General features: G+C 40.1%; 17 protein-coding genes. 4 read left to right on the top strand and 13 right to left on the bottom strand.

The features are described from left to right. Nucleotides 1–29: 29 nt before the first annotated feature. Nucleotides 30–464 carry a DUF2262 domain-containing protein gene (locus RMZ41_RS03295; protein WP_322644269.1) on the top strand — a complete coding sequence of 145 codons (435 nt, stop codon included), beginning with the start codon at nt 30–32 and terminating at the stop codon, nt 462–464. A gap of 259 nt (nt 465–723) precedes the next feature. On the opposite strand, the gene RMZ41_RS03290 is transcribed toward RMZ41_RS03295, so the two are convergent. After that, nucleotides 724–1275 carry a Uma2 family endonuclease gene (locus RMZ41_RS03290; RefSeq protein WP_322644270.1) on the bottom strand — a complete coding sequence of 184 codons (552 nt, stop codon included), beginning with the start codon at nt 1273–1275 and terminating at the stop codon, nt 724–726. 222 nt (nt 1276–1497) lie between these two features. Here RMZ41_RS03290 and RMZ41_RS03285 point away from each other — a divergent pair, with 222 nt between their 5' ends. Further along, a complete protein-coding gene (locus RMZ41_RS03285; protein ID WP_322644388.1) occupies nt 1498–1770 on the top strand; it encodes a GlsB/YeaQ/YmgE family stress response membrane protein in 273 nt (90 codons plus the stop codon). A 170-nt stretch (nt 1771–1940) separates the two neighbouring features. On the opposite strand, the gene RMZ41_RS03280 is transcribed toward RMZ41_RS03285, so the two are convergent. From RMZ41_RS03280 to RMZ41_RS03255, 6 genes are all read right to left on the bottom strand, one after another. Next, nucleotides 1941–2123, bottom strand: coding sequence for a CsbD family protein (locus tag RMZ41_RS03280; RefSeq protein ID WP_012409675.1), 183 nt, complete (start codon nt 2121–2123; stop codon nt 1941–1943). A 428-nt stretch (nt 2124–2551) separates the two neighbouring features. Next, nucleotides 2552–3787 carry a DUF445 domain-containing protein gene (locus tag RMZ41_RS03275; protein ID WP_322644271.1) on the bottom strand — a complete coding sequence of 412 codons (1236 nt, stop codon included), beginning with the start codon at nt 3785–3787 and terminating at the stop codon, nt 2552–2554. Nucleotides 3788–3907: 120 nt separating this feature from the next. Next, entirely contained in the window at nt 3908–4612 is a 705-nt protein-coding gene (ubiE, locus tag RMZ41_RS03270) for a bifunctional demethylmenaquinone methyltransferase/2-methoxy-6-polyprenyl-1,4-benzoquinol methylase UbiE (RefSeq protein WP_322644389.1), read from the bottom strand. An 83-nt stretch (nt 4613–4695) separates the two neighbouring features. Next, a complete protein-coding gene (locus RMZ41_RS03265; RefSeq protein WP_322644272.1) occupies nt 4696–5652 on the bottom strand; it encodes a response regulator in 957 nt (318 codons plus the stop codon). Nucleotides 5653–6226: 574 nt separating this feature from the next. Further along, nucleotides 6227–9148, bottom strand: a complete 2922-nt coding sequence (locus RMZ41_RS03260) for a GAF domain-containing protein (protein WP_322644273.1) — start codon at nt 9146–9148, stop codon at nt 6227–6229. Between the two features lie 209 nt (nt 9149–9357). After that, on the bottom strand, nt 9358–9783 hold the full coding sequence (locus RMZ41_RS03255; protein WP_322644274.1) for a GNAT family N-acetyltransferase: 426 nt from the start codon (nt 9781–9783) through the stop codon (nt 9358–9360). A 109-nt stretch (nt 9784–9892) separates the two neighbouring features. On the opposite strand from RMZ41_RS03255, the gene RMZ41_RS03250 reads away from it, so the two are divergent. Beyond that, nucleotides 9893–11014: a quinone-dependent dihydroorotate dehydrogenase gene (locus RMZ41_RS03250; protein ID WP_322644275.1), complete on the top strand. Its 1122-nt coding sequence runs from the start codon at nt 9893–9895 to the stop codon at nt 11012–11014. A gap of 34 nt (nt 11015–11048) precedes the next feature. Here the strand turns inward: RMZ41_RS03250 and RMZ41_RS03245 are convergent, their stop codons facing one another. Continuing rightward, a complete protein-coding gene (locus RMZ41_RS03245; RefSeq protein WP_322644276.1) occupies nt 11049–11774 on the bottom strand; it encodes a hypothetical protein in 726 nt (241 codons plus the stop codon). 597 nt (nt 11775–12371) lie between these two features. Between RMZ41_RS03245 and RMZ41_RS03240 the strand changes: the two genes are divergently transcribed. After that, nucleotides 12372–12644, top strand: coding sequence for a hypothetical protein (locus RMZ41_RS03240; RefSeq protein ID WP_322644277.1), 273 nt, complete (start codon nt 12372–12374; stop codon nt 12642–12644). On the opposite strand, the gene RMZ41_RS03235 is transcribed toward RMZ41_RS03240, so the two are convergent. From RMZ41_RS03235 to RMZ41_RS03215, 5 genes are read right to left on the bottom strand one after another with little or no spacing between them, the layout of a single operon-like run. Beyond that, nucleotides 12641–13870, bottom strand: a complete 1230-nt coding sequence (locus RMZ41_RS03235) for a hypothetical protein (protein ID WP_322644278.1) — start codon at nt 13868–13870, stop codon at nt 12641–12643. The two genes, RMZ41_RS03240 and RMZ41_RS03235, sit on opposite strands and share 4 nt — an antisense overlap. After that, a complete protein-coding gene (locus RMZ41_RS03230) occupies nt 13870–15636 on the bottom strand; it encodes a hypothetical protein (RefSeq protein ID WP_322644279.1) in 1767 nt (588 codons plus the stop codon). Before RMZ41_RS03230 ends, RMZ41_RS03235 begins: the two co-directional genes overlap by 1 nt. After that, on the bottom strand, nt 15636–16085 hold the full coding sequence (locus tag RMZ41_RS03225; protein ID WP_322644280.1) for a hypothetical protein: 450 nt from the start codon (nt 16083–16085) through the stop codon (nt 15636–15638). Before RMZ41_RS03225 ends, RMZ41_RS03230 begins: the two co-directional genes overlap by 1 nt. After that, nucleotides 16085–16555, bottom strand: coding sequence for a hypothetical protein (locus RMZ41_RS03220; RefSeq protein WP_322644281.1), 471 nt, complete (start codon nt 16553–16555; stop codon nt 16085–16087). The genes RMZ41_RS03225 and RMZ41_RS03220 overlap by 1 nt, the downstream gene beginning before the upstream one ends. Further along, nucleotides 16555–16941 carry a hypothetical protein gene (locus RMZ41_RS03215; protein ID WP_322644282.1) on the bottom strand — a complete coding sequence of 129 codons (387 nt, stop codon included), beginning with the start codon at nt 16939–16941 and terminating at the stop codon, nt 16555–16557. Before RMZ41_RS03215 ends, RMZ41_RS03220 begins: the two co-directional genes overlap by 1 nt.

Genomic DNA, 16941 nt, shown 5'->3' with positions numbered 1-16941 from the left:
AATTAGTATTTTTTAGTACTGACAAATATATGAATTACCCCGATATCAAAGATGAAATTTTGGGATATCTACGGTATAATTCCGAATTAGATTGGTATGAAAGCCAACTTTTTTTCTACGAAACACAACTTTCGATTAGTCTTTCAATAGACGATAATGATAACGTCGAATCAGCGTTGAACAGAGCTAGTAGTGTTATACCAGAGTTGAAGGATTATGCTAAAAGGGCAAAAGAATATGCTGTTGAACAATTGCTAAATCTTAAGAATGAGACATGGCTTGATGAAGGCGAGGCACTAACATCTGAGAAGTTCAAAAGCCGTATGACCCTCGAAGCACTGGTTTTTTGCCCAGAGGGGAAAGTAGAGTTCTACTATAATGATGGAAACCTATTTTTTGGACATTATATCCTTATTAAAATGGATAAATATAATTACTTTGTCGATGCTAGTATACATGGATGATTGCCCAAAATTTTACTGTACCGAATGGATATTATTATCAGTAAAAAATTTCTTTACATACTTTGAATATGCAGTTTCAAGTATACTACCTGGATATATGTATAGAAAAAGTAAGTTAAGGGATTCAGATTAAATTTTATCGTGGTTTTTCAAGAACAGAGTTAAACGAAAATCTAAGATAAATAGAGGTTTATCAAACTTATATTAAATTAAAATTTTTTTGTGTTGTTTTATATTTTGATTTTTGAGTTTAATTATCTTAACTATTAATAATGTTTTCCACCGCAACAAAAATATTTGGAAATGCTAACGGTTGAATTATCCCCGCAGTCAATGTCAATTTTGTCGCGTACTCTCCATCTAAGATTTCTCGAAACACCACTAAATGAAGCTTTTTGAGATTGACAACCCAATACTCTAAAATACCTGCTTCTGCGTAGATTTTGCTTTTTCTCTCTAAATCTTTTTCTAAACTGGAGTTAGCATACTCAATCAACCAAAAAATATTTTCTGGATAGGGATGATGCTCTCGATACTTGCGTCCTAAACGTTGGACAATAGCAATATCTGGTTCTGGTTCCGAGTCGTTGGGTAAAGTGATAGGCTTGGCTTCACGAATTTTGGCACGTTCAGCCAATAACTTTGCTAGATACTCACCAGCTTCATCACTACAATAAGCATGGGGTTCCCCTTCCGGCGACATTTCGACAATTTCTCCCTTAAGGAGTTCAACTTTGCGATCGCTCAAAATGCCAGCATCAATCATCCGGTGATACTCGTCAATCGTCCATTTAGCAACAATAAAAGTCATGACGATTGATTCCTCCCAATAATTCTTGATATCTTACCATCTTAAACAGACATCAAAAGAAGCCACTAGTGCTTCTGTTACCGTTTAGTTTAAACTTACAATCATTGGGGCTACAAAGGGTATTAATCGTTATTGAAGTTTAATACTTATACCTTCGGGTAGAAGGAAAACACTATTGTAATTTCTAAGCTAGCTATTAAGTTTTTGAGGAATGAAATTATGCTGAACATTATTGCTTGGATAGTTCTAGGTTTAATTGCTGGAGCTATAGCTAAAGCTGTTTATCCTGGTCGTCAAGGTGGGGGAATTGTTTCAACGATGGTTTTAGGAATTATAGGTGCTATCATCGGGGGAATTTTAGTTACTCTTTTAGAGACAGGAAGATTTCAATTAACAGCTGCAACCCTCAGTATACCCGGTGTAATTGTTGCTGTAATTGGTGCAGTAATTGCTATTTTTCTCTGGAATTTATTAGCTAATCGTGCTAGTTCTTAGTTGAATTAAATTGCTAAAAAAATCATGGTTAGAAGCAATTTATTAAGAGTTACCTTTCAAATTTTAAACAAATAAAAAACTCCCTTAACTCAAAGTTAGTGGAGTTTTTAATATTAGACCTTCAGTAAGAAATCATGGCTAAGATTGATATTTATACTGTAAAAATCAAATTATTCTAAAGCTTTTTTCAGTTCGTCTTTAATATTTTCCACGGTGTGACCAACTTGTGCTTCAGCTTGCTTTGCTTGTCCTTCAGCTTTGTCTTGAGGATTGCCAGTGATTTCACCCACAACCTCTTGAATTTTACCTTCAATATTTTTTACAGTGGCTTCTACTCTTTTTTCAGTACTCATAGTTTTTATTTCCAGCTTGTAGTTGATTCAGCTACTACATAAAATAACAGTAGTGTATTCTTTGTGACTTCCATCAACCGATAGAGTAATTTGGAAAATTATGTATCTTAAGATAGATACAAACTGCTATATAAGAATCATATTTTTTTTCTGAAAAATCTAAGTATTTGTAGGGTGTGTTAGGCGTAAGCCGTAACGCACCATTCTTAAGGCTTTGATGCCGTACTCTTTGCGCTCACACCCTACGTATCTTTTCAAAAATCAAATAGTAGTCCTATAGATATCAAAAATAAGCCTACCAAAAGAGGGAAGAATTTTCTAGGAATTTGAGTTTTATAAAGCGATCGCTCAATTGAACCTGCTTCAGAATCTAGCTAATTTGTGACTATAATTTGAGGGAATTTTGTATTTGTAAGCAAAAAGGAAAATTAATATTGACTGGCTATTAAAAACACTGTCTGCAATAACCCGATGACAAAACCCAAAACACCACCTAAAGTTACAATGGCTTGCAATTCATTTTTGACAATTCCTTCAATAGCAGCTTCTAATTCGGCTGGCGAAGTTGATTTTACCCGATCAACTATCACTTGATCTATAGATAAAATCGGAATAACCTGTGCCACAATTACTTCTAAATCTTTTTCCAAATATTTATCTAAAATTAGAGCCAACTCTTGACTCATAACTTCTAAAGAAGTACTGACAACTGGTGAAGTACTAAGACGATTCAGCAGAACTACAGCAATATTTTCCCAATCAACAGAATCAGTTAATCCTTGTAAAAAATCACTGCCACTGTTTTGTAGGTAATGACGAACACTTTCGCGGGTGGTCTTTCGCAATTGACGCACCGTACCCATTGGCAAGTTTTGTAATGATAAATTTTGCAGTAATTTCTTGATGCGATCGCGCATTTGCAAACCTTGAGTCAATTCCTCTAAGCGAGTATTGGCAGCTTCCTTTTCATCCAAGCAGAAAGTCCGTAACCTTGTCAGAGTATTACGTAAGCCAAACAAATTTGCTACTACCCAATAAGTCCCACTGGTTTTTTCGCGGAAGCCTTCGTCAATAATTTGAATGGTGCGATCGGTCAAAAAATCAACTATTGCTTGGCGCAAAAGATCCGGCGGTAAAACTACTTCCAATAACCAATCAACAAGCCTTGTGGCTTGTTCTTCACTAAGTTGAAATTCCAGCAATATCTGGTCAAAAATTTGATTTATCTGCGCTTCCAAAAAGTCTTCACGTCGCGCTAAAACCTTGAGTAATCGTGGTAAAGATTCCCCTAGCAAATCCCGCAAAATTCCGGCTACAATTTTGACACTTTTTTGGTTATTATCTGTTTTGATTTGTTCAATCGCCAGCCGCAACAACCAGAGAATTGCTGATTGCACCCGTTCTGTTTGCAACAACCGCCGTGCGAGATTTTGCAACTCTTGTGGTGTCAATAGTGACCCCATGATTGTCTTAGAAATATTCAGAGCCAGACGTTCCTGGTTGCGGGGAATCAAGCCAGGGGTGAAGGGTACTCTTCGTCCAGCAATATAAATTGCTTGGTAAGGACGGAATAACATTTTGATGGCTATATCATTGGTGAAATAGCCAATAATTCCACCCAGTACCGGGGGAGACATATAAAGCCAAAGATGAGACCAGTCCAAGGGAAGAATTAAAAAAGTTAGGAGTTTAGAGCTTAGAGTTAGAAGTTAGGAGTTAGGAGTTAGGAGTTAGGAATGATAAATTTTAAATGAGAATTTATCACTACTCATAATTCATAACTTTTAGCTAATAACTCCTAATTTACTAAGCACTAGCACTCCCATCATACCGTTCACAATGGGGTAGTGGGTGGCAATAGCAAAACCAACTTGACGCGCTAACTCTACTTGCTCTTCGCCGATGGGGAAGCGGTCTAAGCTGGGACTAATGTAAGCATATTCTTCTTTTAAGCCTAAATAATTGGCAACTGGCACTACAAAACCGTCCAGATACAACTGCTGAAAGGCACGCAACTGCGGATTACTCGGTCGATGAAAGTCTAAGATTGCAGCTTTAGCTCTTGGCTTCAAAACCCGATGTAACTCTTGGAGACTGCGGGAAATATCTTTAACATTTCTTAAACCATAGCCCATTGTTGCGGCATCAAATTGGTTATCCTCAAAGGGTAAATTTAGCACGTCGGCTTCTACCCAGGCGATCGCAGGTTGAGGGTACTGCATTTGGGAGCGTAATGAAGCAGTTTCTAACAGGTTGCAGGAAAAATCCACTCCATACACCTTTCCTGTCGCTCCCACACGCCTTGCCAAACGTAAGGCTAAATCACCACTACCGCAGCATAAATCTAATACAGTATCACCCGATTTAGCTGCACTCCATTTCACTGCCATTTCCTTCCAGATTCGATGCTGTCCCAAACTCAACCAATCGTTTAATTGGTCATAAACTGGGGCAATACGGTTAAAAATGGACTGAATTTCGTTAGTCATTGGGTATGGGGCATGGGGCATGGGGCATTGGGCATTAGTCATTGGTTCTCGACAAAAGACAAATGACTAATGACTAATGACAACTACACAGTTATTTTAGGGGAGTGACTACTAGTAAGAGCGATCGCTACTAGTTCGGCTGATAAATTAATTAGCATTAATTCGTCTTCCCGCAAAGTGCAGGGTTGTTTCCACTGTAGCGACAATACGCCTAAAAGTTTATGACGGTAGCTAATTGGGATAACTAAATGTGCTTGCACACCCGTATTTTTGTAATGAATAGCATCAACTAATTTAGTATCTTTAAGTACATTTAAGGAAACTTGCATTTGCCCAGTGGCGATCGCTTCTGTTGTTAGTGGGTCAAGAGATAACCAGTTTTCTATTGTACCTATATCGCTGTAAGTTCCTTGAGTGGCAACCAGATTATTTCCATCTATAAGCTGGAGGATACAGCCATCTGCCCCAAAAGTCTCACTCACAGCCTTAGCGATCGGATCGAGAGTTTCCTCTAAACTAGAAGCCGCCTGAGTTACCTGTACTAAAACACTCAACAGTGCCATTTGAGCATGAGCGCGGCGTAATTCTTCTGTACGTTGTTTGAGCAAGTCGTAGGTTTCTGCGGCTCTTTGCACCACTGCCTTCAGTTCCCCAGGGTCCCAAGGCTTAGTAATATATTTGTAGACTTGCCCTGCATTAATTGCCTCTACCAAGTCTTCAATATCAGTAAATCCAGTGAGAATTATCCTGACCGTATCGGGAAACTGAGGTACAGTCTTACTCAGAAACTCAGTTCCTTTCATTTCTGGCATCCGTTGATCGGAGATAATTACCGCTACTTCCCCTTCTGCTGCCAAAACTTGGAGGGCATTCACCCCACTATCAGCTTTCAGAACATTAAAGTCGCGTCGAAAGGTGCGATAAAGCAAATCGAGGTTATCTGGCTCATCGTCAACTACCAATATTTTGAGCTTTTTTGGTCGTTCTAAAGTCATTACTTGATATTGGAGTTTATCAATTTCGCCACTGGGCTTATCCATAAGATATTTCCTTTAAATATTCACTATCTTGTTATATTCCATACCAAGCTTAGTTGAGAATAGCGGAAACTTATCAGGGGTTATTACGGACTTAATTTACATGTTGAAAGACGTTATACCTGAGTAATACAGAGGATGTTTGGACAATCAAATATTTAAATTAGAAAAAGTTGCACTGGAAAAACCAATTAAATTAGCCTAATTATGGCGATTGTCATCCAGTAATGGCGGCATATAGGACTCATATTTGATTTCTGAATCACTCGTAGAGGTAAGGGACTGGGAATTGGGGACTGGGGACTGGGAATTGGGGACTGGGAAGAAGGAATAAAGGTGTACTGAGTTTTGTTCAAAAATCAAATATGAGTCCTATAGTTAATAAAACAGTTAATAAAACTAACTTTAATTGGATATAGAACTAGTATTTGATTTTTGAAAAGATACGTAGGGTGTGTTAGCGACAGCGTAACACACCATTCTAAGCTTCTGGTGCGTTACGGAAGCCGTAACACACCCTACTATACTTAGATTTGTTCAAAAATCAAATATTATTCCTATAGTTTGAAAAATAGTACTAAGAATCATGACTAATTAACGGCAAAAGCAAGCGGCTAACTACCCGATTATCTGGTAATTGATAGAAATTTAACTCTCCTCCCAGTTCCAGCATGAGGTTTTGACAGATTAGCAGATGTAAAGCTGGTGGTTGGTCGAGCTTGGAGGGAGCAAGCATATCTTTGGGCGTATTATCATGTAATTCTGTGAGTAACTGTGATTCGATCGCACCATTATATGTAATCGACAGTTCTAAAGATTTATGATGTTCATTTCCTCCACTTGTAGAAGAATACTTTGCCTCAGAGGGTTTTGACGCATCTAAACGGCGACACCAAATATCAATTCTGCCGCCGATTGGAGAACGGTTACAGGCAGTAACCAATAATTCATGGATAACTAATTCAATTTTGACAATATCACCAGCGATCGCCATTGCAGATTGAGGGATCGAACTATGAATACTTTTAGCTAATGCAGAGTTATTGGGCGATTCTGGCTCATCAATTGATTGTCCCAAACCATGCACGCCAATCCACAGCTTTTGTTGTTTAAGTAAATTTTCGATGCGTTCGAGCGATCGCTTCAGTAAACTGGCTATAGGCATAGTTTCCCAACTCAGATGTAGCTGCCAGTTCTCAAGTTTGAGCATTCCACTCATAGAAGTGGCTGTGTGGTCTAATTGCCTTAGCAATAGCTGGTAGCGCATCTGAGTCAGTTCATTGGCAGGAATGCCCAAATCATGTATTTGTTTTAGGGATAGTGCCGTTATTCTTTGGATTTCCTCTAGGCGACGATGTTTGTACCAGTTGAGTTGTCGTAATTCCTCTGTTGTGGATTCTAGAAGGCGGTTAATTTGCTTTTGACGACGCCACCAAGCTAATTGAGTAACCAGAGTTGCGATCGCATTCAGGTTTTGTTGTAACCAGCGACGCTCTTGATAGTCTGCTAACAACACTACTCCTGTGATTTCATAATCAGGATTAGTACGTAATGCCATCACCAAAATTTGACCTTTATCTGGAGTATTTAACCATTTTCGAGTTTCTGGGGGTAAATTATCTACCTTCAAAGTCAGGTAATTTTCCGTAACCAGTGCCCACTGAATTAAGGCTTCAGACTGGATAGAAATAGGTGCATCAGAAAAAATCCCAAATAAACTATTGTCAATCACTCCAGGGATAATTTCTGCGGAATTTTCACCAGGCGACCAGGATAATAGTAAGGCTAGGGGACAACCCAGAATTGATGCTATTTGTTCGAGTGCTGTCTGTTCTAAACGATTTTTTTCAACCTCGTTGCTGTTCTGGGTTTGTGTCAAGATGTTGAGGCATTGCTCAAAAGCCTGGGAAGTTTTTTGCTGCTGGGTAGTACGGTTGTGCAATTGCCACTGACGAACAATCACACCAATTTGTTGACTAACAGCCCAGAGTAACTCTTTTTCTAGAGTTGTCCAAGAACGATGAGTTTCGTGAGTGATCAGCAAAAGTGCTGCTGGGATATGACCGTGGGTGCATTTACAAATAAGTAGCGATCGCACTCCACTTTCTAACAACAAAGGTCGCCAGTTAAAAAAGCGTAAATCTTCATCTAAATTCTCAATTTCTACCGCTTCAGTTGCACGTTGCAAAAGCTGTCCATCTATTTCTTTGAGAATATTCAAGCTAAATGTCAACGGGCGACGATTATGGGGCTGACTTTGGTAAATAAATTGATAATTATTCTGTTCGGGATCGTACTGCAACAGCAAAAAGCGGGTGGCTGCTAGTCGAGTCAAAATTCTTTTAGCACAGCTTTGTAAAGTTTCCTGAAGTTCATGTTCGCTATAGATACCTTGGGCAACTTGACTAGTTAGTTGGGCATCTTCTTGAATCTGTTTAATAGTACTTTCCATAGTTTCGTTAGGTGCAATCAGGGAAATTAAACCAGCCACACCCTGAACAAAATTTCTGTCTGCCTCCGTCCAGATTCGAGGTTCATTGCTTTCCACCGCTAGAAAACCGAGCAAGTTCTTTTGCCAGATAATTGGAGCAGCCAAGAGCGATCGCACCTTCAGCTTTTGCAGTAATTTTGCTGTAAAATGGCTCTTTAAAGAACTGCGTGCATCACCAATTGAGACAATTTGGTTTACTGCCAAAGCATAATAAAAATCGCTTAAGTCCTGTACAGTCATTCCCGCCGCTTGCTGAATGCTGGAATTGCGATCGATTTTGACAAGCTGATTGCTCATCCGACACCAAAAGTAGCGCCCTTCTCGCTCAAACCAGTAAACATTTGTCCGGCTAGGGGAGACAAATTTATGAGTTGCTTGTACCCCTGCTTCTAGTCTTTGATTAAGGTTAGGGAGGGTGCGTAAATTTTCAAGCAATTCTAATAATGGCTCATCGGTTCGCTTGGTTTGCTTTTGCTGCTTATGCATCTCCTGCTGATAAAGCAATGCCCCCAATTCACCTAAAACCATCATCAAACGTGCTTTTGCTTCCCCTGTCAGTAAATAGCCCCAGCGTTCTGAACCCAGTAACAGCAAACCCAAGCAACGATCTTTATAGCGAATCGGTAAAATAATCGTTCCTTGTACCTGCGATTTTTCAGCAATTTTGCGCCATTCGGGAGCGCGGATTTCAGTTTGTAAATCAGCTATGCCCAAGGGATGCTGTTCAATCACCACTTGCTCTAATAAATCCCCAGGACTGAGAACAACCCTTTGGTATAAAAAGCTTGTATCACGTTCCGGTGTAATACCGCCTTTGCCAAATAATATGTGATTTAGGCGATCGTAAAGAGCAATCCAAATCAGTTTGTAGTCAAACTGTTCTTTAAGATAAGAAATAGTAATTTCAATCAGAACGTCAACATCATCTTCTTCTCTAAGGCTCTGGAGGACGCGCCCCAAGGAGAGGATCTGCTGTTCGGCGGCTATAGGTTTTTGCGGCTGCCCCATCTGATTTTTTGGTTAACATAACTTGTAATATATAAGATGCCCAGAAAACCACCCTGAGTAATATTGCGATAAGTGTTTAATGTTGAACCTGAACAGCTTAATAGGCGGTTAAAGGAATTGTCATTCAAATTGCATTTCCGTATCTTTACATCTTTGTCTCTTTCTAGCGATCTGGACTACGCAACTTCAAATAGCTGTCTTTTGAATGTTTAACTCAAATTAAATAACTTTTGCATGAAGTATCTTTTATGCCCAATCGGGTAGTTTTCTTGAAAAGCAAATACAGTGTAGCCTTGAGATTCATAAAATTCCTTAGCTTGAAACTCTAATGTCTCAAGATGAACCCCTACACAGTTTTGCTTTTGACCTTCTTGTTCAGCAGTTTTAAGGATATTGCTGCCAATCCCTTTGCCGCGTAAGTCTTCTTGAACAACTAGGACTCTTATATAAAGCCAATTGCAACCGATTTCACCCAGAACTCCACCAACAATCAAGCCTGATTCATCTCGTGCAAAAACTGCTATTGGTTGCCACTCAGAGGACGTAAAAAAATGTTGATTGAACTGGCGAATCATTTGGATGATAGTCATCCGATCCTCTTTAGTTACTTCCTGTTCTACCTGAACTTTAATCATCCTAATTTTGCTTCTAGGTAAGGTTTTGTCCAATACTTGTTACTCACTTGTACAGAATTACAGAGTGAGTTCTGACTTATGATTTCTGAATTATTCTTTATAAAAACTAATGGATATTTATAAATTTGCAATTAGTCCGCTTTTGTTCAATGTGGTAAAAACAGACCCAGAGTGGTTACACCAGCAGACGATTCGCAGTTTTAATTGGCTATCACAAACGCCTGCTAGTTGGGCAAACCAGCGCTTACAAAAATCTTTATGTTTGTCCGATTCCCGCCTAGAACAAAAATTGTTTGGGCTAAATTTTCCAAATCCGGTAGGATTAGCAGCTGGCTTCGATAAAGATGGAGTCGCGGCTGGTATTTGGTCTAACTTGGGTTTTGGTTTTGCAGAACTAGGAACAGTTACTTTTCACGCACAGCCAGGAAATCCGCGTCCCCGTTTGTTTCGCTTGCCATTAGATAAAGCTGCTCTCAATCGCATGGGCTTTAATAATCTTGGTGCAGCAGCAATGGCAGAACGTTTAAAACAGCAGTCAACCCACTTAATACCTATAGGGATAAATTTGGGTAAATCTAAGGTAACTCCTCTAGAAGAAGCCGCACAAGATTATCTTGATAGTTTTCGCTTACTCAAGGATTTGGGCGACTATTTTGTTGTTAATGTCTCTTCCCCTAATACGCCAGGGTTGCGATCGCTCCAAGATGCTTCTATGCTCAGTACCATCTTGAATTTATTACACCAAGAAAATACTGCACATAAACCTATTTTTGTCAAGATAGCGCCAGATTTAGAATGGGTTGCGATCGCTGAGATTATTTCTTTGGCTAAAACCTACCAATTGGCGGGAATTATCGCCACCAACACCACCATCAGCCGCGAGCGACTGAAAACCCAAGTGATTGACCAAACTGGTAAATTACCCCAAGAAGAAGCTGGCGGAATTAGCGGTGAACCATTGCGCGATCGCTCCACTGAGGTAATTCGTTTTATTTGGCAGCAAACCCAAGGAGAAATCCCAATTATTGGCGTTGGTGGCATTTTTTCCCCAGAGGATGCTTGGGAAAAAATTACTGCTGGTGCTAGCTTGATCCAAGTTTATACAGGCTGGATTTATGAAGGCCCACTGATGGTACGCCAGATTCTAGCAGGATTACTTGCCAAACTAGAACAAAACGGATTAAATTCCATCAACGAAGCTGTGGGCTTAGAAGTAAAAAGTAAAAAGTAAAAAGCAAACCTTGAAAGTTCTTTTTTTTGCCTTCTTATTCTTCCTCTACTGGGAAAAACTCTTTAGTTCTTTCCGAGTATGACCAGGCAATACCATCAGGGTCTTTACTGCGACTCCATTCAGGAAATTCTGGATCGTTTCGTCGTTTATAAACCGTACTGGAATAGACATTGAGCCGTTTGGCAAGTTCAGATTGAATGAGAGAGCCAAAAATTAATTGTTTTTCCAGCGATCGTTTATCTTCTTCATGGGTTAGCTGTGGTTCTGATTCAGTTTCCGGTTCTTCCTCCTGTGGGATTGGTGGTGGTGGTGCTAGGAGCGATCGCGCAGTTTTAGTAACTGGTTGAGATGGAAGTTCTTTGACAGGCTCACTACTATCAAGAATATTGCCGAGAATACTGGCAGTTATAAAGTAATAAGACTGCCCCGCTTCTTCGGAGTTAATTATAGTGGCACCAAATTCTGAGGCTTTACCATCCAAGTAGCGTTTTGCCGTTGTTCCGGGAAAATTGCCCTTGATTGCCAAGTCCATTGGCGTAAGTCTGCCCTGATTTTCTCGAACCAATTGATGAAAAATTGGGTTAACTCGTACAGTCCACTGTTGCCATTGATATTCCTGCCAAAGCTTGAAGCCAATTACCAGAAACATTAGCGCTAGTAAAATTCTCCAGGTAGCAACCAGGAAAATAATTATAAACGAGATGGGCAAAAGTAGAACGAGAAAAGCCTTGCCGTTGTTTTCTATGGATTTTTCACTCATGCCGATTTTTGCCAAGTGAATTTTGGGAAATAGTATTATCTATATTGGCAAAAATTGTGACACTTTTTTGTATCTTTTGGCAAAGTTACGGCAAACTTTTAGGCAAAATCTTTACTGGATAAGTATTGTAAGCCTTCTGAGACTGGAAATTTTGTCCTTTCTCTGCGATGCCTACGGCGGTAAACTACGGGCAAAAGTTTTTACCCACTAAAAAAAGAGGGTTTTTAACTCAGCCAACATTCTCTAAGTATTGTAAAAGCTGTAAGCCTGACTGCTTCGACAGTTTTATCGTTAACAGGTCAGTGCATAGGCAATCGGTATTTACCTCAGTTTTACTCCAAACTATCCAAAATTACCCCAAAAATCTTGAAAGGCTCTGAAAAAAACCTAAAATTTCCATTAAAAAAGAGCTTAAAAGCCCTGTAATGGTTACATTTCTAAAAAGGCGGCACCCGGATTTGAACCGGGGGTGGAGGTTTTGCAGACCAAATTAAACCAAACTAAATTACTTTAAGTGCTTATAAAATAAGAGTTACACAATTTTAGATTTTAATTGTAACTAAAATTGTAACTAAACTTTAGTTAGAACTAACTTTTATGACCGCACTTACAGACGCATTAGAAACTGCGATCGCAGCACGACAAACTTTGATTGATGCCCAAGAAGCTTTTGATGCTGCTACAGTTGCTTTAAACAATGCGAATATTGACTCAGAAAATGCGCGTGCTGCCGCCTTTGTTTTTTTTCCTCCAGAGTTGTTGTCTTACCCATACACGGATTCAAATGGAGTGCAATGGGCGATATCAAAAGATAACAACCCCACAATAACCCTGCGCCCCTTAAATAATGAATTGCCCATACCTGATTAAGCAGTTTTTTCACTGATAGCTGTAATCCTAATATCGGATGCAGCGGCACTCAATTGAGCAGTCCAGGCAGCATTCGCCGCGGACTGTTTTAGCGTGCCGGCGAAACTAAAAGTCAAAGTGGTCAGCGCTGGAATTAAGATAGAAAAGCGAACAGTCCCCCCTGTCGAATCTCTAATATCGACTCTAGTTGCAGTCATTACACCAGTATTACTGATAATTAAATCAGTGATATCGTTTAAAATGCCTGCTCCACCTGCGGCTATTAAAGTTGTTTCCGAGGTGTTTGTAATAATAATGAAATCGTTTTGCTGGAGTTCTCGAATTTGTCCAATTTTTACTATTGTTCGTCCTAATTTATCGCAAATTATCCGAGACACTGTACTGTCGGCAGTTGGCCCTCTTTGTGTAGTTCTTGATTCTGCACCAGCTATTACAGGCAGGCTAGATGTTGTTATTGAATTTCCTTGCGACTGCGAGCCTGCAACTTGTGCAAGCAATGATGTTGCAGATGACTGACTAACTATTGCATTTAGAATTGGATGAGTAATTGGGAATGTTCTAAAAACTGCAACAGCACTGACAGTCCCCGAACCGTAAGCACTAACTCTGGCTCTAAAATATTTACCAGTGCAGGGAAAATTTCTAGTTCCTAATGCATTAGTTGTGGACAACGCATTTGTATTTGCATTAGAAGGATCTATTCCTACAACTGGACTAAAGTTTGTATTGTCGTTAGAAGATTCAAAAGTAATTGTGCAGCCAACACCAGCATTGGTAACTTGAATAGATACAGATTGATAGCCTGTAGCATCTTGCACAAACAAGTTGCCAAGGGTAGCGATTGATCCACTGACAATCAATCCATCTTGCACAACAACAGGCACAGCGGTTTGATTAGATGCGATCGCCACAGAAATTGAATTTGCCATTACTGCCTGCCCTTTGGCAAACAGCGTACCCAGCAATAGCCAAATGGCGCTCAACCAGCCAAATAATCCCACTCCACCAGTCGGCATTATCGCGCCATTAACAGGGGTGTTTCCAATGCGATCGCGGATTTCAGTTTCCCGCTCGATCTGTGTGGTTTGGTTAGTAGCACTTGCATCATCATTGCCACCACCGCCGCCACCACCAATTACAGGAATTCCACCAGAATTTTTTAGGGCATCTGCGATCGCTTCTGCTTGATCGGATTGAGATTGGTTGTAAGTTACTCCTTTGGGCATTATCTTCTCCTCTGTTTATTGGGATTCCAATTATCAAATTCCAACCCACCCTGTTGCCCAATTATCCTTGGTTCATTACTCTGATTTCCTGAGAAGCCTTCGGTTTCAATTGGCATATCAAATGGAATTCTATCCACTTCTTTCCTTAATATTCTTACCGCCCAAATATGTTTACACTGTCTATTTTGTGCCCCAGCATCGCTATCAGTCCAATCGTCTGATAGGTTTTCATTACCGGATGTGTCCTTTGAATTTAGATACTTTTTCTTAGATGAATCAGGACAGTCACATTCGTAGTTATTTGCATTTCCATCATTACCTCCATTCCCACCATCTTCACCATTATCATCACTACCATCACTGCCATCAGGATATTTGCAGGTATCTCCAATTCCTTTCTCAAGGAATACACTAGATTCGATTTGGAAACTTAAAGAAGCGTTTGCCGGATCAACTGCTTCACCATCGTAAGTTGAAAAACTTAATATAATTTCCATTGAGATATTTCTATCTTGTGGATAACTGGGAATTACACTAAGGTTAAAATCAAAATTTCCGTGCGGTAAAGTTTGATTTAAAGTTGCTTGATCTCCATTAGAATTATAAATTCTAATCTGTGCGTTTATACTTCCCTGAGCAGTAGTAAGAGATCCAAATATTCTTACTTTAGCTAAAGTATCTGCAATATACGGACTACCACCAAAACTTAAATATAAGTTACCGCTAAAAATATTGGTATAAGTGTAACTATAACTAGCTAAAGAAGTATTCTCTTGTGTTGCAAGATTGTAACTATCAGCACTTGATAGCGCAGCAGGTAAAGGAAACTGACTATACCAAGGCGTTGTTTCTGGTAAACTATTTATTAAACAACATTCTAATATTTCAAGAGTCGCTACTACTTCGGTATCTTGAGTTGTGCTGCTGTCAGCTTGAACTACAAAGCTAATATTTGTTGGGCCACGAAAAGTTCTATTATCAATTTCATATTCATTACCAGATACAATAGTTCCAGTTACACCACTCAAAGAAGCTACATAACCAACACCTGAATAAGTTATCCTAACTTTTAATCGTGCTTTATTTGCAGCAGTACCTCTAGTATAAATCGTGGCAGTAATTGCAGCCCTGCCCCCAAAACCGTTTTTACTATCTGTTAATAACTCAACACTAGATAATGTTCTAGTTGCGTTTCTACTAACGCTTACAGCTTTTCCATTATCTTCTGAACTATAATATTCGGCTGAAATCAAAGCAGCGCTTTCAAAATCTTTATTGTTAATTTGGGTTTGTGCTGGGTCTTCTGGTGTATTAATAATAGTAGTTTCTTCAGAGTTATTATCATAAGCTCTCCCTGATGCAGAGAGCATTACAAAAACATTTTCAGACAAACAAACACCTTTATCATTGTGTTTTTTTGTTACCTCCCAATACCCTTTTGGCGCTTTAGATGATAAGATTTTGTAGCTACTATCATCGTTGCCTTTGATAACATCACCCGATTCTACTAGATTCATTCCTTTTTCGTATCTTTTCCATTGTGATTTGTAATTATAAATTTGCTCAGGTGTATAAATTTTAGGTAAACCTGCTTTACTGGTTTCAAATGAATCCTTGTACTCATGGCGTGGAGGAATTGCATCATCGGGAATTGAATTACCATCTTTCAATTTTTGACGACGTGAGTTTCTATTGGGAACCTTGAAGGATATACGACTACTTTGTGGCAAACTAAAAAATCGCGGAACATTACCATTTTTGCCCATCAATAATCACCTCCGGTTGCAGTTACAATCACCCCAGCATTAGCAGTTCCTAATGCAGCGTACAAAGCATAACCAGCAGGTAGTCTTAAACCTCTGTTTGGTGTAGCTGGGGTTTGAGACGCTGGGGAGAGAATTCTCGGAAGTTGTACTTCAATGGGATAGCCTGCGATCGCAGTTGTATTATTGCTCCCAGAAACAGATGTGAGCGAAGTTTCACTCCGAAAAATATACTCTGTACTGCCAGGAGGTTTGAGAAAAATTCTCAGTGGGGAAGCGACAATATCACCCAATGGGCAAATCTCGATACATTCAATGAGCGCTCCAGATGCCCCAGATGTACCTAATAGCTTTGGCACAGCAGCACCTGGTGAACGGTTGACAACCTCGTTGGTTAGCGTAACCGTCCACAGGATCGCTGACTTGATAAAATTGGGCTGGGTATTTGCCATTATGCGTAGTTACTGCTAAAAAAAAGTCGGTCGGCAATGCAAGTATCAGCAGGCCCGGGAACGGCTTTAATGTATTCCGCCCCAATTCGAGCAAAGCGATAGCGCAAGTTGTTCTCCTCCCGGCGGTAATTGGGAACCCAGAGAGGATGGGCTGCCAATAAGTCAGTTTCTTTGAGATAGTTCTCCCACCAAGTGCGAGAATCTCTAGCTGATTCCCGCAGGATGGAACGGTTGATATCCCCGGCGTAAAGTTCCTTCGTGTCAAAGCGGCTGCTGTCGCCTAAGATTTCAGTCGCTTCAAAAGCGCGATCGCACCTCTCTAAAATCTCTTGGCAACGCCGCACTTCGTAATCATCTTGAAGGAGATTCATTGCTTCCTCCAATCGAGCGCGATCGCCGGCGGGGACACCAGCACCGAAGCCAAGGTGAAACCGACACCGGGATTTGTCGAGTTCGCTAAGTGCTGGCATTAGAATTCAATGTGGGGTAAAATTGCTTCCCAGTTGACGTTCAAATCAGCGTTGAGAGTTTTGAGTTGCTCAACACCGAGATATCCGCCCTCTGGTTTGCGATCGATAATTTTTTTTGCAGCCAAATGCCCCAAACCGCGCAGCGCTTTGCCCAGAGTAGAGCCAGAAACCTGATTGATATTGATTTTTTCAATCGTGTCTCCCTCTTTCCCGCCGTCGAGAACCTCAAAAGTGCGGGGTTTAATCAAGTCCACTCCGTCTACCTTAGAGGCACTAATGACTGCGCCCCCATCCTTGCATTGGTAATGGGAAGAGAATTCTTGGAAAATATCAACTTCTCTCCCTAGTCCTTTATGAAAAACGCGATCGCCCACCTTGAATGCCAT

Source organism: Nostoc sp. DedVER02 (genome assembly GCF_034530675.2).
Taxonomy (GTDB): Bacteria; Cyanobacteriota; Cyanobacteriia; order Cyanobacteriales; family Nostocaceae; genus Nostoc.
Note: the sequence above shows the minus strand (reverse complement) of the source record. Positions and strands in the feature narration are given on the sequence as shown.